Consider the following 24,528-nt stretch of genomic DNA (forward strand, 5'->3'; position numbering starts at 1 on the left):
TCAAGTTACACACGCTATTAAATGAAAAATAGGCCATGAAGTTAAAGTTATTCATGGCCTATTCTCTATTTGTGTTTCTTCGTTTTATTCGCCCGCAAGGTTATTTAGTTCTCTGATGCGGGTTCAGCCAGCAAGTCGACTCTTCGGTTTTTCTGACGCCCTTTCGCATTGCCGTTACTGGCTATTGGCGCCGTTTCGCCTTTAGATATAGCGACTAGGCTGTCTTTTTTCACACCTCTTTCAACCAAATACTCAGTCACTGTTTCTGAGCGTTTTAGGCCTAGGGTGAAATTGTATCCATGATCACCTACGCTATCGGCATGGCCCTCTACAATCAAATCCGACGGAGCCGATCTCAACTGAGCCGCAACACTTCTCAAAACGTAACGAGATTGACTGGTCAATTGATGTTTATTGAAATCAAAATACACTCGGGCGTATACATCAGAGTCACCCTCTATGGATTTAACCCTCCCTTGGGAGACCAAAAACTCAGCGCATTCGCTGGTTAGCCCAACTCGTTTCATTTCTCCAACTAAATTTTCCACAGACGCATTGTAGCCACTGTCCATCTCAATTTGATGAAGGCTACCTGCATTTATCAGCACCGTCTTAGCTTGGCCAACTTTAACGCTTTGCTCAAATTCAGCACCGGCTGCATTGCAGTAAAAATTCAATTCTTGATTCACGTCTTGCCCTAAAACAGATTGAGAACCAAACAGGGCAATCATTGTAAACAGCCACACTTTCCTATTCACATTACATTCCTTCTACTGTTATTTTAAATGCCCAATCTCTTCACTAATGAGCTCGAGTATTCGGTTTAAAATTTCATTCTTATCTTCGGCTTTATAAACGTTATCACTGCCCGCACAATTTTTAAGGGCAACATTATTTTCTAAATCGTAATCAAAACCGATTACCGCTATTTTGGAGCTGACTTGCTCTTCACCAATAACAAGGCTATCAAAATGGGCTCTTATGGTATTACACATCCCAGCATTGACTAGATTATTTGAAATCGTATTGTTGCTCGAGCTGTACTCTTGTCCATCAGACAGGACGATCATCAAACGGCGCGGGTTCGCTCCTTTATTGAGCAGTTGAGCCCCTCGAATAATACCTTGGTATGACGCCGTCCAGCCTCCTGGGTAAAAATTGGAAATCGCGTTATTAAAATTAGTGAAGTTAGTCGTGGGGACAAGATCATAAAAACTACCACCAGCATGGGAGTTATAGGCGCATCCCGATTTTTCGGTAAAAATTGCGTTGATGGTTTGCGTAGTACTGACTGAGGAACCGCTGTATTTAAGCTGCTGAACATAGCAATTCGTTCCACTGCCATCACCATCATCTAACCGAACCATATGATTAAAAGCGACAAACGAAACCGAGTTGTCATCGATGTTCTCAAGCGCATTAAATTTAGCAAGCTCTGTCGTCACTAGCCCAATCACATCAATCAGATCTTCGTATTTGTCTTTGCTTCCGCCATCCCAACTGTTGCCCATGGAACCGGAAAAATCAGAAACGAATACAACGTCTACGGCGTGATTCTGATATTTTCGAGAACTGGATGTCCCACTTACGTTAAAAGTTTCAACATTCTCGGTAAATGCATTTGGGAACCAAAAATCATGGTTCGTGGTTGCCGTCACCGAATATTCAAAAAAACGAGAATCACCATCTTCTAACCCCGACACACAATCTGGAATGTCTTCACAGCTTTTTTTCTCGATCTTAACGTTCGTGACGGAATTCATAGAGTCCATATATTGATTGATGTAAGCATTCGCTATCGTTTGATTAATCTCACTGCCTGACCCAGAGCCATCGTCGTCGTTATCATCATTGAATGCCGCGACCGCTAAGCTTGCCGCTTCCAAGCCATCATCAAGTCGCGCACTGGCTTGTAGCGCTCTGGCACCATCACTCCCCAAAGCAAACAAGCCGAACAATGCAGGAATGATCAAAACAAATAATATCGCCGCATGACCTTTATTACGCTTGGCTATACCCATAGTTACCTCCCCACCATTACTGAGGTAGAAGATACGGTAGTAAAGTCGACATCCATCAAGTCCCCGATCCAATTATCCGTTTCATAACAGATAGTGACTCGATATAAAGTCGACATTCGCCCCCATGTCGTCATGACTGCAAGGTTACTTTCTATATCACTTAATGTGTCAGTCACAGAGCACTGTTGTGCTCCTCTGTTATAGACAATCAAAGCATTTGCTGCATCATCGTCATCGTACGTCTGCTCTTCAATACGAACGCCTAACTGAGACGCTTCAAAACTGCCAATGGTTCGAGTCAGGGAATTCTGAATGATTGTATATAGCGAATCCGCTTCTAAATCGGTTAGTGTGAAATCAGCATCAAACAACTGCGTTCTTTCTTTCAAAACGCTGACTGCTGAAAACGACAAGCGATCCAACTTTCCCTGTGTCGAAAGCTTGATAACGATGTCACCACAAAACACCAAGAAAAGGCTAAAGAACGCAGCAACGATTGCGAATTCCAACATGAAAGTACCGCGCTGGTTAGATCTGGAATTGATCACGTTCATATTCTTGTACCACGATGACTTCACGAGAAAAGACCGACTCTGTATCTAAAAAATACGTAAATACACTTTGGTAGTTATAACTAATGGAATAAATGGCGATTGCCGCATTGGACTCTGTGCCACACGTGTTTGTCTGGCTCCCCTCAGCAACAGCACAAGTATCGGCAACGGCCAGTAAATCGTCGAACGTATTAATGTAGCGAACTGAAGCGGAAAAATTTTCTTCATCAACCAAGTTTTTCCAAATGCTGTCGCTCTCATTTAAAACCTGATAAAACGCACTAATGTACGAGCTTGTCTCTTTTTTCGCTTCTCTTGAAGCTTCGGATATGGCCAAATCACTGATCGCAGAAACATAAGACATCATGCTCATTTCCATCCACGCAACCACCATCATCCAAAACAGACCAAAGCCTAAAGCGAACTCAACTGTAACGACACCACTCTGCTGTTTCATATAGCCCCTCCATTGAGTTCAGGGGTAAATGGGGCAACGGGAGTCATGGTTCTCAATCCATGGTAAATCAATGAGATTTGTTCAATGCTATAGTTGTCTTCTAATAGTATTTTTACATGTTCGAATTGGCCTAAATTGGCGTGTGCCATTGCCAGATTTGCAATGACTTGTTGGTCGGCTTGTTCACTAACGTATAACGGTGTTAATCGTTCTACCGCTGTTTTATAGTCACCTTCAATAATATCAATCATGGCTAAATTATTTTTTACAATAATATCATCATGATAATAGAGTCGAGCTAAATTGAATTGCTTGCGAGCGTCAGTGGTATTACTACTTTGCGCATACACTAGCCCTAATAAATTATGCACATGTGGTTGTTCAGGTTTTGCAATAAGTGAAGCCAAACAGTTATTTTCAGCTAAGCTGTATTTCCCTTCATAGAAGTCGACTTTTGCCTTATAAAACAAAGCTTCATGATTTTTAGCTTCGTACTCACTCAGGTTAGCTAATTGAAATGAAGCCGATTCATAATCCATAGCTAATAGATATTGATTGATCAGCTTCATTCTAATTTCAGTTCTTCCCGACTTTGCCAACTCCTCTTTGTAAAGTGCAATTAGCTTACTGTGATTATCAGTTTGAAGCAACATATGTTCGGTGGATGAAAAATTTGCTTCTTGCACAGCACTTTGATTAGCCGGTTCCGAAGTGCAACCAGCTAACAATAATATGATTACGCCAATTCGAGTTAATCTATCCACCAGACATCAACCTCATGACTCCAGGAGCCGCAATTAAGATAACAATAGGAAACATGATAAATACAATAAGCGGCAACGACATTTTGGCTGCTAATTTACCTATTTTTTTTCTTCTAAACCAAGCATTTGCACTTCTCGAATATCAACCGCCAACGTCACGAGCACATCATATATTGATGACCCATATTGAAGGCTTTGATTCAGTGTCATCACAAAGCTTCGTACTTCTGACGTTGGTACTCTTTGGTAGAGCTCCTGTAACGCAACCTCTAAACTGACCAGCCGCGCTCTGTCATTTGTGCGTTTTAAGATATGAGCGAGATCCTTGTCAAAACCTTGCATCTCCTTTCCTAAATACGCCATGGCAGCTTCGATCGTCATACCGGTTTGTACACATACCCCCATTAAGTCTAGTAGATAGGGAAGCTGGCTGGATATTTTATTCTGCAGTGCTTTTTTCTTCATCGACAAATAGATATCCGGTAAGACAATTACGAGGACGATCCAAAATAGCTCTGCCAGTATGAATTTTTTAGGCTCCCACCCAAACAGATACCCCATATAAGCCAAACCAATGCCACCAACTGCCGCAAGTAAATATTTAAAAGGGGTAACTAAGGAAGCAAAACGAGTATCATAAAGGCCAGCGGCAACGAATTTTTCTGACATATCAACGGAAGATGAGGTGAACATCTCGTTGAACTGCTCTGTCGTTTGGTCAATAAATTGAATATGCTTTTTGGTCTCTTTGGTTATTAGCCCAAATCGCCTTAACTTTCTTTTTCTTCTTAAGTATTCCGCAACAAAATAAAAAGTCGTCGCGATCAAGATAACCATTAACCAAATCAACAGCATGATCTGAACGTCAGGGCGGATTAGAACGTCGATTATCGAATCCATCTACTTCACTCCCTTCATCAGCATCCAAATAATACTTATGCCAATAAACTCACTTCCCAACATATAGTAAAGTATAGGTCTTCCATCCTCGTGGAACATGACAAATTCATAATTGTCTGGGCTTAAATACTGCAACATAAATAGAAAAGTGAAGGGAATGGCAGCAACGATTTTTGCAGAAGTCCGAGCCTCTGCTGTTAAGGCGAATTTTTTCTTTTCAATGGCTCTCGCATCAAACATGAGTCGATTTAATCGTGTCATGACATCTTTTAGTTGCCCTCCTCGATGCATGTTAGCTCTTAAGGTAATCACAAAGAATTGAAAGGAAGGATAGGGGAATCGGTCACAAGCTTTACGAAATACATCATCGGGTGTTTCGCCCATTTGCAAGCGCTCACCCATTTTTTTGAACTCAGCCCCCACATCACTATCGAGTGATTTCCCAACATACATAATGGCGTGCATGATACTTTCACCGGCTGAAACGGCACTCGCAAGCATATTTAATGCGTCAGGGAATGCCTCTTCAAACTGTTTTTGATCCCTCGAGTTTAACCACGAGTATCCATAAAGAAAGCCGCTAACCTCCACAAGTAGGATGATAAAATACGCATTTCCTCGAATAAATCGATCATTGATTTCGGCGCCAACAAAAAACAAAACACAAGCGAAAACAATGATCTTCAAAACAGCAAAACTACCAATTTGCTTCAACAAATGACGCCACTTTTCGATGACTCGCTGCCACAACGTTTTGTCGAGTAAAGATTGAAAATCTATGGCTTGATCGTTTGTCATCGATTCAACTCGAACGGTTCGATTAAACTCATGTAGATAGTTATGTTTTGGCTTCCTAAAAATGGCGATAAGCAGAAGCACCGTTACTCCCGCTAGTATCAGAACCCAAATGATCATTGCGCTGAACCTATTTGAAAGGCCGATTCAAGCTGCGCTTCTAAACCAAAGAAACGTGCCTTTTCGACCAAAATAGAACGCTTCATCAAGCCCGCAGTAACAAAATTACCGTCAACTTTGTCTGCATTGGGGTTGGTGTATTCTGGTTTAAAACGATACAGCTCCTCTAGCACGACGTTTTGGCCCTCTAGCCCCACGACTTCCGTTATGCTCATTACCTTACGGCTACCATCATGCAATCGACTGATTTGAATAACGATATCGACTGCACTCACAATCGTTCTTCTGATCGCTTCAAGTGGCAAGTTACTGGTTGCCATCATCACCATCGCTTCTACCCTTGCTAACGCATCCCTTGGGGTATTGGCGTGCAAAGTAGACATAGACCCATCATGGCCGGTATTCATTGCCTGAAGCATTTCAAAGGCCTCCCACGACACTCCCCCACGATAATTCTGTCTGGACGCATACGTAAGGCGTTAATAACCAGATCTCTCTGGTGAACAGCCCCCGTGTTCTCAATCCCTGAAGTTCTGGTTTCTAATCGAACGACATGAGGCTGCTGCAATTTAAGCTCTGCGGCATCCTCTATGGTTATGATCCGCTCTTTTTCTGAGATGAACTGTGACAAGGCATTAAGCATGGTCGTTTTACCCGAACCTGTACCTCCTGAGATAAGGATGTTAAGACGACAGCGTGCAGCAATCATTAATAGCTGCGCCATTTCAGGGCTCATGGCTCCAAAATCAACTAACTTAGAAAAGTCGATGGCGTGTTTTTTAAACTTACGGATAGAAACGGTTGTGCCATCGAGAGCAATAGGGGGGAATAACGATATTAACACGGCTACCATCAGCCAAACGCGCATCACACATAGGTTGAGATTCATCGACTCGTCGTCCGACTCTCGAAGCAATACGCTTCGCGATTTCAATTAACTGGTGTTCATCGATAAAGTTAACTTCAGCTTTCTCAACCAAGCCATTGCGTTCAATGAAGACCTGCTCATGACCATTGATCATAATATCGGTAATGGAGTCATCATCCATCAACATCTGCAACGGTCCTAAACCGTTGAGTTCGTCAACTAAATTACGGACAAAATCATGCCTAAGTACAGCAGGGACAGGTAAGTTCTCTCTATCAATCAACATGTCGATGGCTTTGCCTATCTGAGCCGCCAACTGTTCATCGGACAGGTTATCTAGCGCTTCAGGTTCTAGTGCATCAAATATTTGCCGCCGTAAACTTTTGTATATTTCTTTTACACCATACATACGCCGCTACCCTTTCCCAAAAGAAAAGCTAAGGCCTTTCTTCTTCGCACTGCCGTCCTCACCTAGTATGAGTGAAGCAAGCTTTCTCACTTCTCGGCTTGGCGCTCCTCGCAGAGTCACTAGGCGCTTATTCTCCAGTAATCGAGAGTCGAGTTTTTTTATGTACGGTAATTTAATATCAATGGGCGCTTCTAAATATTGTTCAGCTTCCGCTACCGACACGGTTGACATGGCTTCGGGTTGAACATGGTTAAGCAATAAAATCATTCTTAGGGAATCTTTGTCATTGATTTCAGTTATGCGTTTTTTCATCCGTGCCGCCTCCCTTAAGGACGCAACCGTCGGGGTAAAGGCGATAACCAAACAATCCGATACTTCCACAATTTCACTGTAGCTAAAATTCAATGCAGCATTGGCAGAAAAGTCTTCAATGACAAAGTTGGCGTCTTCGGCAACGTTATCCATGACCGATTTTGTGTATTCTTTTAGATCTTGAGCAGACAAATCGTTCGACGTTAACGCAAGCACCGACAACATACTATTGCGCTTTTTCAGCAAGCTCTGTGCCGATGTATTGTCCAAGCTACTCGCCAAGGAGCCGGGACGGACTTCCATTTTCTCGAACTTTTCAATACCTAACATGATATCGAGATTTCCACCTTGATAATGATTATCAACGATGATGCAAGAGGCGTGCTTTTCTTCAGTCAGTAACAGGCTAACTTCGGCGGTTATCATTGTGGTGCCAATACCACCTTTACTGCCGATGATACTGATCCTTTTTGCTTTTCTTCTTTTGCCAATGCCATTTGCTCTTCGTCGGTTATCCCAAACACTTTTTACAAAATCGATCATCTCTTCTTTGTTGACGGGCCAAAACAAATAGTAAAAACCCAATTTTTTTAGATTACGAATCGTAGATATCGCGTCTTCGCTGCCAACAATCACCACGGAAGCATCGTTGGGAAGCAAATGACTGATCCGTTCAGCATCTTGCGTTACATTTTGGCTTTGGTTGAGTTCAACAATAATAATTTCGACATTTGCGCCACGTACATTCTCGGAGATCAGAGCATCAGTATTTTCACTGAGCGTCGGAGGCAAGTAACCTTCAAATTTATAGGCTTCTTTAACCATTGAGCGACACTGCTCTGTTTGATAAAACAGCACCGATGAAATATCAGACTTCTCTTCTGGTGCTTTCTTCTCGCCTTTTTTCAGTACATCAACTAGATCAAACATAGGCCACCTACTCTTCTAACGGCTTTTCAGGGTTAGTCATAGATATCCAACGATTGGTTTCCGCAAAACATCCTTCGCTGCGCTTCTGGGCAGACTGATCTAATCGGTAGTAATCACACAACGGTACTATCGCACTGTGCTTCATGACATCGATTTTAATATCAAATGCGCGCTCATCCGTTCCATATTGCTGTTTACCAAGTGATAATTTTTCTCTGTCTAAACCCAAAGAGATCAAGTACTGCAGATAGTCTTTCGATAATTTCTGGCCCTTTTTCGAATTCCAAGTGAGCGTAACAGGCTGGTTTGAAACCATACTCCAATGCTGCTCTACAAAATCATCCAGTTTTTGTTTCGCCGCTTTTACGTCGTTATTCTTAATATTTAATTGCAGGCTGTAGGTGACAGGCACGACTTCAATCGCTGTCCCTTGTCGCTCTTCAACTAAGTCTGCACAACCACTGGTTACGAATAAAAAAATACCCACTATAAACTGCTTCATTGTTTGAACCCTCCGCTAGCCAGTACCTGCTGTAACCATTTCTCTTCTGATTTCGGATAGCTTTTATCTATCGCAAAGAAGCGGCTCAAATTAGTGGTTCTTTCCATCATGGGTAATTGAATCTGAGATGCCTTAACTGGCTCGACGAGATTAACGGTCGCAACAATGACCAGTTCGGTTTTCTTACGTTCTGTCCCTGTTTTTCGAAACAAAGCACCCAAAATAGGGATATCGCCGATATAAGGTATTTTTCGCAGCGACTCTCTGTCTTCAGTATTGAGCAACCCCCCCAAAACAAAGCTTTGCCCATCCCCTAATTCAATGGTTGTACGTGCTCGTCTGGTTTTTAATGCTGGTAAATTATAGGTGGCATTTTCGTACTGGTTATCAAGAGAACTGACCTCAGGCATCAAGGAAAGTTTTATTTTGTCGTCACGTAGCACTTTGGCCATCAGCTCTAAACGAATACCATATTCTTTGTAGAGAACGTTTGTACCACCATCTACGATCGTGACTACTGGTAGTTCACCACCAACAAGAAGGAAGCTGGCAGTTTCACCAGAAATTACAGAAAGGTTTGGTTCAGCAAGGACTTGGCCAACATTTTCATCACCCAAGGCAGTAATCACAGAAATAATGTCACTTGCACTTATCCTCGTCAGCTGATCAACAAAGACACCAGCCTCAGTGGTTCCGATTTCAACACCAAAGTTTTCTAAAAAGGAATGAGAGACTTCAGCAACCGATATTTTTACGTTTACTTGCTTGGTAGAAACAACGTCTATGTTATTTACCACTCCTTTGAACTTAGTTTTTTGCATAAAATCCATGTTGTAGCTTTCAGTACCTAACTTCCATGCCACGTTAGTTACTTCAGCATCTTTGCCTAATAGCTCCCCTACAAGATTGTAAATGCCATCTTTTTGCTCTTGAGTCGCGACGGTACCACTGAGTACAGCTTGCTCAGCCAAATTGTAAATACTCACATCAGCTTTTGGGTAACGAAGTTGAATTTGCTGCTGAATATGCACCAAGCTTTTATTTACAATCAGTTTTCTGGCCACCTGTGTAGCACCTTCGTCATCAAAGACCATCATGGTGGCACTGCCTATTTGTTTACCAAACACCACTACTTTGTTTTGATCAATGACTTGATAATCAGCAATATCGGGGTTTGAGATAAAGACTGAGCTAATGCCCGACGGAACATCTATTGTTGTCGCGTCACCTTCAGCTAAATTCACGATTCTCGCCGCATACACACAACTACTAATAAGCGTAAAGACTAGAGCAATCGCTTTGATCATTTTTGTAATCATCGAAATTCCCTTTGCTAAAATTTTTATCGAATACTCACTTTACCTGCGCGATACTCTTTAATTGCTCTGTAGTCAGGTAACACGTCGCCTGCATCAGCATGAAGTTGCTCTGCTTCTTCTACACCTAGCGACTTATGAACTTCAATTTGCGCGATATTTTTAGCGATAGCGAGCTTAGCGACCTGTTTTCGAGTTAACTCCAAAATCAAACTGGTGTCTTTCTTTTCAGAGGAGTTCTTTGTTGCAGGCGTAATATTTTGTTCAACCTTCAAGACTTTTACAGCCATCAGTACCGGCGAAATAGAAACGCTTTGAAATGTCCCCACTTCATCATCATTCGCTAAATTTTGATTAACAGAAGATAGAGCAACAATATCGACCAAAGTGCCATTTCGTATAACACCACCAACAATCGCACTCTCAGATACAGATATTGGGTATGGGACATAACCTTTCTCGATAATAAAATCGATGTACTCACTATCATCAGGAGCCAAAAACAAATCCCGAGTAATAAACTGCCCTTCCGCTACAGCAGCCTTGACCAGTAACCCATCATGCCACTCAAATTTTTCGTCTGCGACATATCCCATTTTGATCGCACTTTCTTCTAAAACTGATATTGATTTAATGTCAGCCTGAACTAGAAGGTGCTTGGTTATCATTGATTTACTAGCAACTATGATCTCAACCATCACAGGCGGCGCTTCTTCCACAACTTCTTTGGGTGCAACCTGAGTTAAATAAGACTTTGATGCACCGTACAGCGCAGCCCCTGTCAATATCAAAATAACGGGAAGTAAAATTCTTAACCTCATAGCTAACCTTATAGATTTATAAAGAAGTGACGAGTAACAAAAAACCACTTATAGATATAGGTACACCATAAGGTAAACCATTATTTTTAGCGGACGAATCTACAAAACGATTCTTAATTAAATAGACAATAGCCAGTACTCCTCCGATGAATAGTGTCATCACAAAAAATAGAAGCACATAATTAATGTCAGTCGCTGCTAATATAACAGCGACCAATTTAATATCTCCGGGCGCAATAATCCCTTTCAGAAATATCCCGCCAATAACTAAAAAGGCTAGAGATACTAATAGTTGGCTATTTAAATTTATAAGCCCAAATAAAAACAAAGTAATTAATAGAAGTACAAGCACCCCATTTTCTATTTTCCTGTAGAATATGTCGGTATAACAAATCCTAACAAAGATAAAAAACATCAACACTTCAGCAGTCAATATAATTACAACCTATTGTTTTTATTTAAGGTATAAAACTAAGAAGGATTCACCTTGGCTGTAATCTTAGTCATTGCACCTGACAGTGCTGCACTCAAGTTTGTATCGAACGCTAAGGCAACAGCTGTGGCAATGGCTACTCCAATAATTGCATATTCTATTGCTGTAACACCTCGTTCATCTTTAGCAAAACGTAGGACTTGAGCTTTTATATAAATACGTGTAAGAAAATTCATGACTAACTCCATTTATTTTTAGTGGGCTATAACCATTCAATACCCAACTAAATTAATAGTAGTAGCGAACATTAGTGACTTCAAATATTTATTGACATTTTAATTATCAATTATTTACAACAACATCAAAGATATAATACCAATTTAAAATTAATAAGTTATAAACAATATAATAAACACATCCAATTTTTTATTTTAAAGCTCATATTTTGGTTATATTACTATTATTCTTTATAACAATATTTGCAAAATCGCGTACTAACAACGTGTTATATTTATTCATCTCGCACTGGTAATTAACGATGAGTAAACTAAGCTAACAAGGAAGGCATGGCTACGGGTAACAAAGAGCCCTCATTGATTGTTTGAGCATTGTTCTCGATTTCGTTCTCTCTAACCGTACGAATCTAGACGTTTTTTTAAGCAGCTTTCACCATTTTGAGCTAAATTTCTATTGACGACCAATGGTCGGATCACTTAGATTTAACAAATAAATAACATAAAAATAAATCATAACGATATGGAGTCACACGATGATTCAGCCAGTAAGCACATTGAACCCAGCCTGCTCCCTACCACCGCCAAACGAAATGATCTTGAAGTGGGCTGAAGAACGCCCTAATGAGGTTTATCTTAGACAAATTAAAGATCGCCAATTTGTCGATTTCACTTTCCAACAAGTGGCTGATCAAGCACTTAAACTAGTGACCGCTTTGCAAGACCTTGGAGCTCAGCCTGGCGACAAAATTGCTCTGATTTCTAAAAACTGTGCTGAGTGGTTTATCGTTGATTTAGCGTTAATGCTCGGCGACTTTGTTAGCGTACCTATTTTCCCTACTGCGGGTAGCGACACTATCGCGTATTGCTTAACACATAGTGAAAGTAAGATTCTCATCGCGGGAAAATTGGATGATTCGAAAGCAAGTGTTGATGCTATTTGCACATTACCCGACTTAGTCACTATCGCGCTACCTTACGACAGTGCACCTCCATGTAAGCATCAATTTACCGAACTTATTCGCGATGTTCAGCCAAGCGCACTTCGACCAGAGCACCATGACGATAAGCTCATGTCGCTAGTGTACACATCGGGAACATCTGGTTTACCTAAAGGCGCAATGTTGACCTATGGCGCCTTTAGTTGGTCGGTACAACGTTTAATCGATCATATTGGCATTCAAGGCAATGACCGCCTGTTTTCTTATTTGCCCCTCGCTCACATTACCGAACGAGTCTATATCTTTGGTTCGTCCATTATGGGAGGCGTTCCGACGGCCTTTCCTGAGTCTTTAGACACCTTCATTGAAGATGTCAAAATGCATCGCCCTACTTTGTTTATCTCAGTACCACGCTTATGGGCGCTATTCCAACAACGAATTCAAGACAAATTACCGCAAAGAAAGCTGAATATCCTACTAAAGATTCCGTTTATCAATGGCATCATTAAAAAGAAATTAATCGAAGGGCTGGGCTTAGACAAAGCTCGAGTCTTAGGCTGCGGTTCAGCCCCCGTATCTCCATCACTGCTTGAGTGGTATCACTCGGTAGGAATTAATATTACCGAAGCCTGGGGAATGACGGAGTCGTTTGCTTATAGCACACTGAACTATCCGTTTAGAGGTGACAAAATTGGTACAGTAGGTAACGCAGGGCCGGGTATAGAACTAAAGATTGCTGAAGATGAAGAAATTCTAGTGCGTGGCCAGGGGTTATTTGCTGGCTATTATAAAAATGATGAGGCGACGACCGAATCTTTTAATAAAGAAGGTTGGTTATACACTGGCGACATTGGTCACATCGATAGTGATGGCTACCTTACCATCCTTGGAAGAAAGAAAGACACATTTAAAACAGCTAAAGGTAAGTTCGTAGCCCCTGTTCCTATTGAAAATAAGCTATTCGAATACAGCCGCGTTGAAATGATGTGTTTGATTGGTTCTGGTCTTCCCGCTCCGATCTTACTTGCTGTCCCTCATGAGTTTACCAATTTCGATCACGACCGTTATGAGCGTACGACTCAACGAGTAATAAAGCGGATGAACGAATCACTTGAATCCCATGAGCAAATCAAAGGCGTTTTAATGATTAAAGACCCTTGGAGCATTGAGAACGGCATTCTTACTCCAACGTTGAAAATCAAGCGTCACGTGTTAGAAAAGAAATATCACGATCAATGTGCACAGTGGCCTAAAGGTCAACTAGTGGTTTGGGAGGAATAACCCAAAAATAAAAAGAGCGCTGAAACCTTATCGCATTCAGCGCTCGAACTGGCATTTATCATCTTCTTACTTCCAAAATGGCTTATTACTTTCTTTTTCAGCATTCACTCTATCGATGCCAACATCATCAAGTAGATGACTCGGTAGTTCCGCTAGGTGACGTCTTGTTTTTGCATTCCTCCCCCACCTTGTAATCACTGATAAGAAATCCTTAATCAATACTGATAATGAATTCGTGTTAACTCTGCCTTGATTTGACTTGGTAATGACGCTTTCCATGTGTTCTCCTTGCTTTAACTTCAACTCATGGTTAATAATCAACCAATAGAGCGTATCTCTCAAACGATACAAATTGGCATTCAGTTAAGGAAAACTAATGTGATTGAGCGTACTCCACCTTTTCAAGGCATTTATTACTTTTGCAGGGCGGCAGAGCTAGGGAGCTTTAAACGTGCGGCTGAAAAACTGTTTGTCACCTCTGCAGCCATCAGCCAACAAATTCGACAGCTAGAGGATTGGCTTGGTGCCGACCTCTTTATTCGGCAACACAGAAAGGTCGTGTTAACTCACGAGGGAGAAATACTCTTTCAACAGGCCAAAAAAGGGTTCGATCACCTTCAAGATGGCATTCGGCAAATCAACCAAGATAGAAACCCGAATCAGCTGTCGATCTCAACGCTCCCTTCTTTTGCTCAACATTGGTTGGTTCCAAGAATTGCCGATTTTCGAGCTCAAGCTCCTAACATTGCCATGTTAATTGAGCCGACCAATCGATTAGTGAACTTTCATGATTCCAGTGTCGATCTTTGCATTCGATATGGCAAAGGTGGGTATCACAATGTCGAATCACGCTGGCTTGCTGATGAAGTGTTATATCCTGTCTGTCATCCCATTTACCAAAAAGCCCATAACATCTACCAGTTATCCGATCTGGCTAACGAGGCTGTAGAATTTCTCCTCGCCCGTCTCAATTCTGATCCTGCCGCCATTTCATCACGATATGAACTTGAACGCACTAACTCCTTGTGATCTAATCTAAATTATTCGCCACAAGACACGGTTATGCCCAACTTCAAAACCGATTACTCGAACCAAAACATGTTCGTCCCTATCATCATCGATGAACAACTCATCCCCGGAACTATTGAGTATGCGATTTCCCACATTGTCGATAACCACCTCGACCTCTCGCCCTTTGATGCGCACTACCACAACGACAAAAACGGGGCGGCGGCTTATCCACCCTCCATCATGCTTAAGGTTATTTTTTACGCCTATTCCCTCGGCATGTTAACTAGCCGACGCATAGAAAGAGCCTGCATCAACAATGTCACTTTCATGTGCTTATCGGGCGACGAGCGACCACACTTCACCACTATCGCGGCTTTCATCGCACAAATGAAGGACACCATCGAACCACTGTTCACTCAGGTTCTCATGATATGCGATGAACAAGGCCTAATAGGCCGTAACATGTTTGCTATTGATGGCTGTAAAATTTCATCCAATGCCAGTAAGGAATGGAGTGGCACACACGAAGAGCTTCGCCGTAAAAAAGAAAAACTACAGCGGGCGAGCCAGCGAATTATCGAGCGTCATCAAAGCCAAGATTCGCTCCCAAATGAAGTTATCGAACAAGACCTAAGACAAAAACAAAAGCTTGATAGCAGCGCCGATAAAATAGGTTCATTTCTGGCGAGCACTAAAGACAAATTGGGCAGCAGTAAAAAACCCGTAAAAAGCAACATCACGGACAATGACAGCGCTAAAATGACCACCTCAAAAGGTACGATTCAAGGTTATAACGGCATCGCCATCACGGATGACAAGCACCAAATTATTTTACACAGCCAAGTGTGGGGAAGCGTTGGTGAACAGCAAACATTAAAGCCTGCAGTGCTCGCTTTGAAAGAACAATTAGAGAAGCTACCCAACAGCTCAAAGCGCACCACCAAGTTCACCGCAGACAGCGGATTTCATAGTAAAACCAACCTCAAGTTCCTGTCTGAGACTCCTTATGATTGTTACATAGCAGACACTGGATTTCGCAGCCGTAATCCGCTGTTTCAAAACAGTGAAACCTATCAGACCGAGCAAGCGAAAAAACGAAAGAAACGCTCGAAAACAGGTAAAACCTGTTACTCCATTTCTATGTTCGAGTTCAACCAAGACGACATGACTTGCCGATGCCCTGCAGGAAATATGATGCGGCTGAGCAGCAAGAACGCCGTCATCCGTGGAGAGCGTGGTGCTCAGTTTTGTGGATACCTAAACGACTGCAGACAATGCGTTCATCAACCGCTGTGCATGAGAAAACCGCCTGGCAAGCAAGTCGGTCGACAAGTCTTCTTCATCTACAAAAACACCAAAGACTTTGACCACATGCAAGCCATGAAAGACAAGATTGATAGCCCAGAAGGAAGGCGGCAATACAGTAAACGGCTTGGGTGTGTTGAACCTGTTTTTGGCAACATCACCGTCAACAAACAGATGAATCGATTTACGCTAAGAGGACAAGAGAAAGTGAACGCCCAATGGGCGATGTTCAGCATGCTTCACAACATGGAAAAGCTACGGAATTGCATCATCTAGAGGGTAAAACCTCTAAAATCAGCGAAAAACCCAAATTAACTCTCATCCTGTCGCTCTATCTTTCCTTACCATGATAAAGGCCGCTACCATCGAGCAGTATTTACGCCGTTGCCAGTAGGATTAATGACGATAAAAACATGGGAAATCGGTGAAAAATCGAGAAATTCTACAGCTTCAACGCCGACCTAATAGAAGACACCTGGCCCGATATCGATTGGGGGATATGGCTGCGTAACATCGGCTTAGAAGCAGGAAAACCAACCTTGCAGTACAACGGTTCTCATTTCGTATTAGAGGCGGCTCTATCGCTTCAAGGGGTGGCATTGGTGAAGCACTCTCTCGCCTATCGTTACTTACAAGAGGGCAAGCTAGTACGAATAGGCAACGTCGCGATTCAGCCAGCTTATAGCTACTATTTGTGCGCCCCTGCGGGCTACTTCAAGCGTGAAAAAGTCAAAATTTTTTGTCACTGGATCAAGCAACAGATTGAACAATCAGCCCTTTTGGGCAGGGAAGAGTTAGATATCATCGAGGCTTCGTACTCATCAGATTAAGCCCTGCCATTTAGTAATGGTGTTATACTGACAGCCATAATCTGAAACAACGTAGATGCACCTATTATGGAACAAGAAAACAACCCTTTGCATGGGATCACGCTAAAAAAATTACTGACAGAATTAGTCGATCATTATGGCTGGGAAGAGCTGAGCTACATGGTCAATATCAACTGCTTCAAAAGTGATCCAAGCATAAACTCAAGCCTGAAATTCCTCCGAAAAACCGATTGGGCGCGTGAGAAAGTTGAAAAGATCTATATTGATTTGAAGAGATAAGTACCAAAAGCTAAGTACTAAAAGCTAAGTTCGAAAAGCGAAGTAAGAGCTTAAAAGCGACTTTGGCTTTCGAGTGTAGCGGCCTTAGGCCTTTTCTTAGACTGCTTTAAAACAAAAGCCCCGCAAGTTTTCACTTGCGGGGCTTTTTAGTTAATTAGAGAAAGCGATTATTTGTTCGCTTTTTCTTCTTTAACTTTAGCGATAACTTCTTCAGCTACGTTCATTGGACATGGTGCGTAGTGAGAGAACTCCATAGAGAACTGACCACGACCAGAAGTCATTGTACGTAGAGAACCGATGTAACCGAACATCTCAGAAAGAGGGATGTCAGCTTTAACACGAACACCAGTTACGCCAGCCATTTGGTCTTTGATCATTCCACGACGACGGTTAAGGTCACCGATTACATCACCAACGTGATCGTCTGGAGTGAACACGTCTACAGCCATGATTGGCTCTAGAAGTTGTGCACCAGCTTTTGGCATAGATTGACGGAATGCGCCTTTTGCTGCGATTTCAAATGCTACTGCAGATGAATCGACTGCGTGGAAGCCACCATCGAAAAGTTCGATTTCAACATCAAGAACAGGGAAACCAGCTAGAACACCAGTATCCATCATGCCTTTGAAGCCTTTCTCGATTGCAGGCCAGAATTCTTTAGGAACGTTACCGCCCACAACAGAAGACTTGAACGAGAAACCTGAACCAACTTCACCTGGTTTCATTGTGTAGTCGATCTTACCGAACTGACCAGAACCACCAGATTGTTTCTTATGCGTGTAGCTATCTTCAACTGCTTGAGTAATAGTTTCACGGTAAGCAACTTGAGGAGCACCAACAGTCAAGTCAACACCGTAAGTACGCTTAAGGATGTCTACTTTGATGTCTAGGTGAAGCTCACCCATACCTTTTAGGATAGTTTCGCCAGTTTCTTCGTCAGTTTCAACTTGGAAAGACGGATCTTCTGCAACCATTTTACCAATTGCAACACCCATTTTTTCAGAGCCGCCTTTATCTTTAGGCGTAACAGCAATTGAGATTACAGGAACAGGGAAAACCATTGGCTCTAGTGTTACTGAATCTTTAGGGTTACACAGAGTGTGACCAGTTTGAACGTTCTTCATACCAACGATAGCGATGATATCACCCGCTTGAGCGCGAGTAAGTTCGTTACGGTCGTCTGCTTGCATCTCAACCATACGGCCAACACGCTCAGTTTTACCCGTGAATGAGTTAAGGATAGTGTCACCCTTGTTCAATACACCTGAGTAGATACGTACGAACGTTAGAGCACCGAAACGGTCATCCATGATTTTGAATGCTAGCGCTTTGAACGTTTCTTCAGTAGAAACGATCGCGTGCTCGCCAGTTTCTTCGCCTGCTTCGTCCATTAGAGGTTGTGGATCAACTTCAGTTGGAGAAGGTAGGTAATCAACTACAGCATCAAGGATAAGTTGCATGCCTTTGTTTTTGAACGCAGAACCACAGTAAGCTGGGAAGAATGCCATTGTGCGAGTACCCTTACGGATACATGCTTTAAGTTGCTCGATAGTCGGCTCTTCGCCTTCCATGTAAGCTTCCATTAGGTCATCGTCTTGCTCAACAGCAGTTTCAACTAGCATCTCACGGTATTCTTCAACCTGATCAACCATGTCAGCTGGAACGTCTTGAAGCTCGTAGTTTTCTGGAAGACCAGTGTCATCCCATACGAAAGCTTTACGAGTAAGAAGGTCTACAACACCAACGAAACCGTCTTCGATACCGATAGGTAGAACCATTACTAGTGGGTTAGCACCTAGTACGTCTTTAGTTTGCTTAACAACACGGTAGAAGTCAGCGCCCATACGGTCTAGTTTGTTAACGAAGATGATACGTGCAACTTCTGATTCGTTCGCGTAACGCCAGTTAGTTTCTGATTGTGGTTCAACACCACCAGAACCACAGAATACGCCGATGCCGCCATCAAGAACTTTAAGAGAACGGTAAACTTCTACTGTGAAGTCAACGTGTCCCGGAGTATCGATAACGTTAAAACGGTGATCATTCCAGAAACAACTTACCGCTGCAGATTGGATAGTAATTCCGCGCTCAGCTTCCTGTTCCATGAAGTCAGTAGTTGACTCACCATCGTGAACTTCACCAGTTTTGTGGATCTGGCCAGTAAGCTTTAGGATACGCTCAGTTGTCGTGGTTTTACCCGCATCAACGTGCGCGAAAATACCAATGTTTCTGTATTTTGATAAATCAGTCATCGTTTTACTCTATTAATAGGATATAAAATGCGCGCAAAGTATACCACAATCTGTCAAGACTAATAGTATTGCGTGCATTCGATAGAAAAAAACTCTCCGCGCTCGAGACGTGGAAAGTTGTGTGTTTAAACTTTAGTAGCGATAAGTTCGGTTTTCTATTCTATATAGTTAAAATAGTTCCTCTAGTGACAATTCCTCAGCATTTTTCAGCTCGGATACTACGTCTCGCGTACTAGGGTTAAAAGTTTGCGCCGATTATAGCTACTTTTGGATTGGGTTTGAATAGAAAAAACACACTAAAGCTCATCAAAAGCCTCGATGGCATCAGAAAGCTTTTTAACACCATGTATTTGCATACCTTCGATGCCGCCTTTTGGCATGTTCGCCGCTGGCACTATCGCTTTTTTGAAACCATGCTTGAATGCTTCCATCAAACGCTCTTGCCCACTTGGTACTGGGCGGATTTCTCCAGCCAACCCAACTTCACCAAAAACAACGACATCTTTTGGTAATGGACGGTCTCGAAAACTAGAAAGAAGTGCCACAAGCAGTGCCAAGTCTGCGCTGGTTTCCGTCACTTTGACGCCGCCAACTACGTTCACAAAGACATCTTGATCCGCCATTTGCAGCCCACCGTGTTTATGCAACACTGCGAGCAACATCGACAATCTATTCTGATCGAGCCCCACTGCGACACGGCGTGGATTTGCTAGCTGTGAGTAATCCACCAGCGCTTGTATTTCTACTAATAGTGGTCTTGTTCCTTCCCATACCACCATAACTGAACTGCCAGAAGTGTCTTCTTCACCTCTGGATAAAAAGATAGCGGACGGATTACTGACTTCTTTTAAGCCTTGTCCGGTCATAGCAAATACGCCGAGCTCATTAACAGCGCCAAAACGGTTTTTGTGACTACGCAACGTTCTAAACCGGCTATCGTTGCTGCCATCTAACAATACTGAACAGTCAATAATATGCTCTAACACTTTAGGCCCAGCTAAGCTGCCGTCTTTGGTAACATGACCAACAAGGAATATTGAGACATTATTTTGTTTTGCATAACGAGTTAATGCTGTCGCAGATTCTCTCACTTGAGCGACACTACCAGGGGAGGACTGAACATCAGCAACATGCATAACTTGAATTGAGTCGATCACCATAATGCGAGGTTGTTCTTTTTCCGCTATTTGGCAAATTTTATCGACGTTCGTTTCCGACAACATCTTTAAGTTATCTTTAGGTAAACCCAAACGAGATGCTCGCATGGCCACTTGTTGTAAGGACTCTTCTCCTGTGACATACAAGGTCGGCATTTCGCTGGCCAAGCGGCACATCGTCTGCAATAACAATGTTGATTTGCCTGCTCCAGGGCTGCCACCGATCAATATTGCGGCTCCGGGTACGATTCCCCCGCCCAATACTCGGTCGAGTTCTTTAAAGCTACTGCTAAATCGAGGAACTTCTTGTAAGTTGATTTCAGAAAGAACCTGTACTTGCGATTCGGTCGCGGAACCCGCATAACCGGACATTCGCTCATTACGTGCTACTTGAGGCGATGCCGCTAAGCGAACCTCTGAAATTGTATTCCATGCACCACAAGCGTTGCACTGCCCTTGCCAGCGGGGAAAATCCGCGCCACAATCATTACAAACATAAGCGCGTTTTGCTTTTGCCATACCATTCCACTTCTTAAAAACTATACTTAAAGATATCTATAATTAGACTAAACGTATAATCTACTAAAGGTACAGCGTACCTCGCCGATAACTCACTAAGGGTAAACACTTTAACAGAAACCATGGAACAGGCAGAAATACTCTCTTTCGTAGAACGATTAATTCCAGTATATCATTCCGATGATTTTGACCTTGTGTTGTCTCAAATGACAGAGGGGGAGCACCCTTCTGCCAAAATCATCATAAAAATGGAACTGAAACGAGTCATGGCGCCTTGCAGTAAATCCATTGATTTACGAGGTCGTGTACAAGGAGACTGCCGAGAATACAATCTCAATGGTATTCGTCATTGGTTCGATGATGTGGCAATCAATGCTTATCATAAAAAGATCAAGCGCTATGGTGGCTACACCGAAGGGGTCTGGGAAGCGCTGATCAACACTCGAAATAACTTTAGGGTAATGAGCAAAGTTCGCTCTAATATGCCGTACAGCATTACCGACCCAGAGAGCCCATATGAAGCCGAACTCATTCGCTTAGGCTATGACCTTCGTCGTCAAGAAAATCGCTTACGCATGGCTAGCCAAGTCAATATTAAGCTCAGCTCAGGACAAGAGATTCACGGAGTCAGTGTCGATCTTTCCTGTTCAGGCGCACGTTTTAAAGTACCCAGCGCGTTTGACTATCGTTTAGGCGAAGTGATACAAGCTACCTTTGTACAAATTGCTAAAGAAGTGAACGACCCTCAATTAGAAGAAGCCTTAGAATACCGAATTTTGGGTGTGGACGATTGCTACGAGAATAATAGCGTTCGCTGGTTGAGGCTAAAAAGGCTAACGGATACCGATGTTATCGCCCATGCCATAGAAGAACTACTACAGAAAAGCAGTAAGCGCGCCAAGCACGATAATCAAGATCACATCTTACGTGCCCGTTCTCGTGGTTATGAACACTGCTATCTTCGCCACACCACTAATTTGCCACTTTTCTTTAGCGGAACCAGTTTACGCTACGGCCTGCTGACGGATGCCAACCAATCCATTTGGAACTATTGGCATGATGAACGCAATCAACAAGCCTTTGGTACCTTATTTACCAAAGAGCGTATGGCACCACTTATACAGCCAGGCATGAAAGAGAGCAGTAATTTCGTGTATTCTTTCACCCACGACCATCAAGACAAAACCCTGTTTTATAGCATGATGCTTCCCGAAGCCAGCATTGCACAGCGTCAACTGTTTTGGCACGTTGGTGCAAGACGTGACAGCTGGCGTGTCCACAAATTACATATGTTTGAGCTAACGAAAGACGACATAGAGCATTTGCTTGAAGTTGCACCAGAAATGAAAGAAACGCTCAATACACTAACGCATATCGGTATTTTGCAAGAAGTCAGCGACGCAACGAATAGCTCCGACTATTTATTAACAGAGAAGCCGACACTGCCCAGTTCAGAGCTCAATCCATATCGTCATTCTCGCTCTGTTGTTGGATCACCTCAAGGCGTTTACTTTGATGCCAGCACTCAACGTAAAGAACCACGCTTTATGTTCGACTCTCCCGTGGCTGTTACTGCAAACGACGAAGAGGCGATTAAAGGCAAAAGTGTTAACTTTTCGACTAGAGGCATCCACTTAACGCTTGAATCTCCACTATCAGCAAAAGCGGGAGATGAAGTTCGTGTCAACTACCTTGAACTGCAACGCTATGACACTGATGTTCCGCTGTCTGATGTCAACTATCAAGTCATCAGGTTGAGCCCAGATAGCCGAGAAATTCAGCTCACCATCATCGACAGCCAACAAGCGAATCGCAGCATTAATTTCTTAAAAAGACTAATTAGTCACAACCAATCAAAACTGGTTGAAGATACTGAAGAGCTTCCATCTAAGGAACTGCTCAATGCTATGCACCTTTTGCTACTCAATAGAATGGTTAGCATTCCATTTTATATTGAAAAGAAAGACCGAATTCTCCAACCAAGAGCCGTCGGGGTTAACTTTCCACTGCATTCTTTGGCAAAAATACTGCAATCCTTAGGGCATGCGGGCAAAGTATCACTGGAACCTTTGTTTAAAAACCGAACCAATACTTTATTGGCCTCGCCTATGCGACCAGTAGAGGGAGCGAAACCACAGTTCCATGACTTATATATTGGGATCATACAAAACGGCAAACAAATCGAACAATTTGCGACCAAGCTACACAGTGATTTCGAAACGATTGAAGAACGGATTTTGTTTGTAAAGAAGACCAAATTAAAAGGCAAATTCTACGCATTGCGCCTTTCAGGAATGCCGATTTTTGAGTCCACTTCCAATTTGCTGAACCTCGAATTGGGAGATCTTGCAAAAGCAACCATGCATCACGCACGCGCGCTCGAGAAAGAGTTTAACAGTTTGGTAGGTTATGGGGAGTTGGTTGATATAACCGATGAAGTACTTATCCGCTTAGAGCTAACAGAATAACAATGAATCGGCTTTCACTCACCAAGTGAAAGCCGAACCAATCAAAAATATCAAAAACTTAGCACTACCAGTTCACTTTACGTTGCTTCACCAGCCCAGCACTTAAAATACACAATACCCCGCCTAATCCGGCATATCGTACGGCTGTTTGCGCCACCTGTTCGACCTTAGGTTTAGCGTGATAAGCAACGCCTAAACCCGCACTCGCCATCATCACGAGATCGTTCGCACCATCTCCAACGGCCACTGTATTGTGCGGTTCAATATCATATTGCTCGGCCAACTGCTGCAAAATCTCAGCTTTCGTTTGAGCGCTAACAATATCCCCTAATACTTGACCTGTAAGTTTGCCATCAAGGATCTCTAAGGTATTCGACTGTGCATGATCAAGATCTAAGGTATCTTTCAGGTAGTCAGAAAAGTAGGTAAAGCCACCCGATGCAATCGCCGTTTTCCAACCATACCGCTGCAATGTTTCAACCAGAGCTTCGAGTTCCGGCATAAACGGTAATCCACAACGAACTTGCTCTAAAATGGATTCATCCGCGCCCTTCAAGGCGCCAACACGCTGGCGTAAACTTTCCTCAAAGTCCAATTCACCTTGCATGGCCCGTTCAGTGACTTCTGCTACCATCTCGCCCACACCGGCCAATTTGGCAATTTCATCGATACACTCGATTTGAATTGCTGTGGAATCCATGTCCATAACAATGAGACCTGGCTTGGATAAGTCCGGCAGATCAGTAAGGCTGGCATAGTCTAGTTTGAGCGCTTGTAGGATTTCTTCATGCTGTGCCGTAAGATTACCCGCCATCAAGGCCACTTCATAGGGGCCAGCTTGCCACACTGATAGCACCGCATTATATTGACCCGTTAAAAAATCGAGATCTTCCAGTTGCTGTGTTGAAATATAAGAACCAAAAATGATCCAATTCGCTTTGCTTTTGTCTAGCTGAGTGGCATGGAGTACTTCTGGAAATCTATTAAGAAGAGGAATCCGTTTGTTAAATGAAAATGTCATCATTTCGTCCGTGAGTATTGATTCATAAT

At 42.8% G+C, this 24,528-nt stretch carries 20 protein-coding genes and 4 pseudogenes; 6 read left to right on the forward strand and 18 right to left on the reverse strand.

Annotated elements, in window-relative coordinates; genetic code table 11:
* Positions 1 to 104 precede the first annotated feature (104 nt).
* From VTAP4600_RS07130 to VTAP4600_RS07195, 14 genes and pseudogenes are all read right to left on the reverse strand, one after another.
* Complete coding sequence (locus tag VTAP4600_RS07130) at positions 105 to 758, reverse strand: OmpA family protein (RefSeq protein WP_145958557.1); 654 nt, start codon at positions 756 to 758, stop codon at positions 105 to 107.
* Positions 759 to 776: 18 nt separating this feature from the next.
* Positions 777 to 2,021, reverse strand: coding sequence for a TadE/TadG family type IV pilus assembly protein (locus VTAP4600_RS07135; protein WP_102522161.1), 1,245 nt, complete (start codon positions 2,019 to 2,021; stop codon positions 777 to 779).
* Positions 2,022 to 2,023: 2 nt separating this feature from the next.
* Positions 2,024 to 2,533 (reverse strand): tight adherence pilus pseudopilin TadF, encoded by a 510-nt coding sequence (gene tadF, locus VTAP4600_RS07140; protein ID WP_231897886.1) that lies wholly within the window; start codon positions 2,531 to 2,533, stop codon positions 2,024 to 2,026.
* 16 nt (positions 2,534 to 2,549) lie between these two features.
* The gene (locus VTAP4600_RS07145) at positions 2,550 to 3,032 is read right to left on the reverse strand and encodes a TadE/TadG family type IV pilus assembly protein (protein ID WP_102522163.1); all 483 of its coding nucleotides are present in this window, start codon (positions 3,030 to 3,032) and stop codon (positions 2,550 to 2,552) included.
* Complete coding sequence (locus tag VTAP4600_RS07150; protein WP_102522164.1) at positions 3,029 to 3,796, reverse strand: tetratricopeptide repeat protein; 768 nt, start codon at positions 3,794 to 3,796, stop codon at positions 3,029 to 3,031. The genes VTAP4600_RS07145 and VTAP4600_RS07150 overlap by 4 nt, the downstream gene beginning before the upstream one ends.
* Positions 3,789 to 4,696: pseudogene (locus VTAP4600_RS07155) on the reverse strand (type II secretion system F family protein). Before VTAP4600_RS07155 ends, VTAP4600_RS07150 begins: the two are co-directional and overlap by 8 nt.
* The gene (locus VTAP4600_RS07160) at positions 4,697 to 5,611 is read right to left on the reverse strand and encodes a type II secretion system F family protein (protein WP_102522165.1); all 915 of its coding nucleotides are present in this window, start codon (positions 5,609 to 5,611) and stop codon (positions 4,697 to 4,699) included.
* A pseudogene (locus VTAP4600_RS07165) lies at positions 5,608 to 6,888 on the reverse strand (CpaF family protein). Before VTAP4600_RS07165 ends, VTAP4600_RS07160 begins: the two are co-directional and overlap by 4 nt.
* A gap of 6 nt (positions 6,889 to 6,894) precedes the next feature.
* On the reverse strand, positions 6,895 to 8,130 hold the full coding sequence (locus VTAP4600_RS07170) for a CpaE/TadZ family protein (RefSeq protein WP_102522166.1): 1,236 nt from the start codon (positions 8,128 to 8,130) through the stop codon (positions 6,895 to 6,897).
* A gap of 7 nt (positions 8,131 to 8,137) precedes the next feature.
* Positions 8,138 to 8,632 (reverse strand): hypothetical protein, encoded by a 495-nt coding sequence (locus tag VTAP4600_RS07175; protein ID WP_102522167.1) that lies wholly within the window; start codon positions 8,630 to 8,632, stop codon positions 8,138 to 8,140.
* Entirely contained in the window at positions 8,629 to 9,951 is a 1,323-nt protein-coding gene (locus tag VTAP4600_RS07180) for a type II and III secretion system protein family protein (RefSeq protein WP_102522168.1), read from the reverse strand. Before VTAP4600_RS07180 ends, VTAP4600_RS07175 begins: the two co-directional genes overlap by 4 nt.
* A 23-nt stretch (positions 9,952 to 9,974) precedes the next feature.
* Positions 9,975 to 10,769, reverse strand: a complete 795-nt coding sequence (gene cpaB / locus VTAP4600_RS07185; protein WP_102522169.1) for a Flp pilus assembly protein CpaB — start codon at positions 10,767 to 10,769, stop codon at positions 9,975 to 9,977.
* 16 nt (positions 10,770 to 10,785) lie between these two features.
* Positions 10,786 to 11,202, reverse strand: a complete 417-nt coding sequence (locus VTAP4600_RS07190) for a prepilin peptidase (RefSeq protein ID WP_145958558.1) — start codon at positions 11,200 to 11,202, stop codon at positions 10,786 to 10,788.
* Positions 11,203 to 11,240: 38 nt separating this feature from the next.
* Positions 11,241 to 11,438, reverse strand: a complete 198-nt coding sequence (locus VTAP4600_RS07195) for a Flp family type IVb pilin (protein WP_102522171.1) — start codon at positions 11,436 to 11,438, stop codon at positions 11,241 to 11,243.
* Between the two features lie 533 nt (positions 11,439 to 11,971).
* Between VTAP4600_RS07195 and VTAP4600_RS07200 the strand changes: the two genes are divergently transcribed.
* Entirely contained in the window at positions 11,972 to 13,657 is a 1,686-nt protein-coding gene (locus VTAP4600_RS07200; protein ID WP_102522172.1) for an AMP-binding protein, read from the forward strand.
* Positions 13,658 to 13,723: 66 nt separating this feature from the next.
* Here the strand turns inward: VTAP4600_RS07200 and VTAP4600_RS07205 are convergent, their stop codons facing one another.
* Positions 13,724 to 13,936: a DUF1127 domain-containing protein gene (locus VTAP4600_RS07205; RefSeq protein WP_102522173.1), complete on the reverse strand. Its 213-nt coding sequence runs from the start codon at positions 13,934 to 13,936 to the stop codon at positions 13,724 to 13,726.
* 99 nt (positions 13,937 to 14,035) lie between these two features.
* Here VTAP4600_RS07205 and VTAP4600_RS07210 point away from each other — a divergent pair.
* The 4 genes and pseudogenes from VTAP4600_RS07210 to VTAP4600_RS07225 form a co-directional block, all read left to right on the forward strand.
* Positions 14,036 to 14,590 (forward strand): annotated as a pseudogene (locus tag VTAP4600_RS07210) (LysR family transcriptional regulator); the annotation flags it as partial.
* A gap of 129 nt (positions 14,591 to 14,719) precedes the next feature.
* Positions 14,720 to 16,249, forward strand: a complete 1,530-nt coding sequence (locus tag VTAP4600_RS07215; protein WP_102521342.1) for a transposase — start codon at positions 14,720 to 14,722, stop codon at positions 16,247 to 16,249.
* Between the two features lie 179 nt (positions 16,250 to 16,428).
* Positions 16,429 to 16,803, forward strand: a pseudogene (locus tag VTAP4600_RS07220) (LysR substrate-binding domain-containing protein); the annotation flags it as partial.
* A 66-nt stretch (positions 16,804 to 16,869) separates the two neighbouring features.
* Positions 16,870 to 17,082 (forward strand): VF530 family protein, encoded by a 213-nt coding sequence (locus VTAP4600_RS07225; RefSeq protein ID WP_102522176.1) that lies wholly within the window; start codon positions 16,870 to 16,872, stop codon positions 17,080 to 17,082.
* Between the two features lie 167 nt (positions 17,083 to 17,249).
* Here VTAP4600_RS07225 and fusA read toward each other — a convergent pair whose 3' ends face one another.
* Both fusA and radA read right to left on the reverse strand, forming a co-directional pair.
* Positions 17,250 to 19,334 carry an elongation factor G gene (gene fusA, locus VTAP4600_RS07230; RefSeq protein ID WP_102522177.1) on the reverse strand — a complete coding sequence of 695 codons (2,085 nt, stop codon included), beginning with the start codon at positions 19,332 to 19,334 and terminating at the stop codon, positions 17,250 to 17,252.
* Positions 19,335 to 19,630: 296 nt separating this feature from the next.
* A complete protein-coding gene (radA, locus tag VTAP4600_RS07235; RefSeq protein ID WP_102522178.1) occupies positions 19,631 to 21,010 on the reverse strand; it encodes a DNA repair protein RadA in 1,380 nt (459 codons plus the stop codon).
* 122 nt (positions 21,011 to 21,132) lie between these two features.
* Here radA and VTAP4600_RS07240 point away from each other — a divergent pair, with 122 nt between their 5' ends.
* Positions 21,133 to 23,478, forward strand: coding sequence for a PilZ domain-containing protein (locus VTAP4600_RS07240; protein WP_102522179.1), 2,346 nt, complete (start codon positions 21,133 to 21,135; stop codon positions 23,476 to 23,478).
* A gap of 64 nt (positions 23,479 to 23,542) precedes the next feature.
* On the opposite strand, the gene serB is transcribed toward VTAP4600_RS07240, so the two are convergent.
* Entirely contained in the window at positions 23,543 to 24,502 is a 960-nt protein-coding gene (serB, locus tag VTAP4600_RS07245) for a phosphoserine phosphatase (RefSeq protein ID WP_102522180.1), read from the reverse strand.
* Between the last annotated feature and the right edge of the window lie 26 nt (positions 24,503 to 24,528).

The sequence above is a fragment of the Vibrio tapetis subsp. tapetis genome (assembly GCF_900233005.1).
GTDB classification, from domain to species: domain Bacteria; phylum Pseudomonadota; class Gammaproteobacteria; order Enterobacterales; family Vibrionaceae; genus Vibrio; species Vibrio tapetis.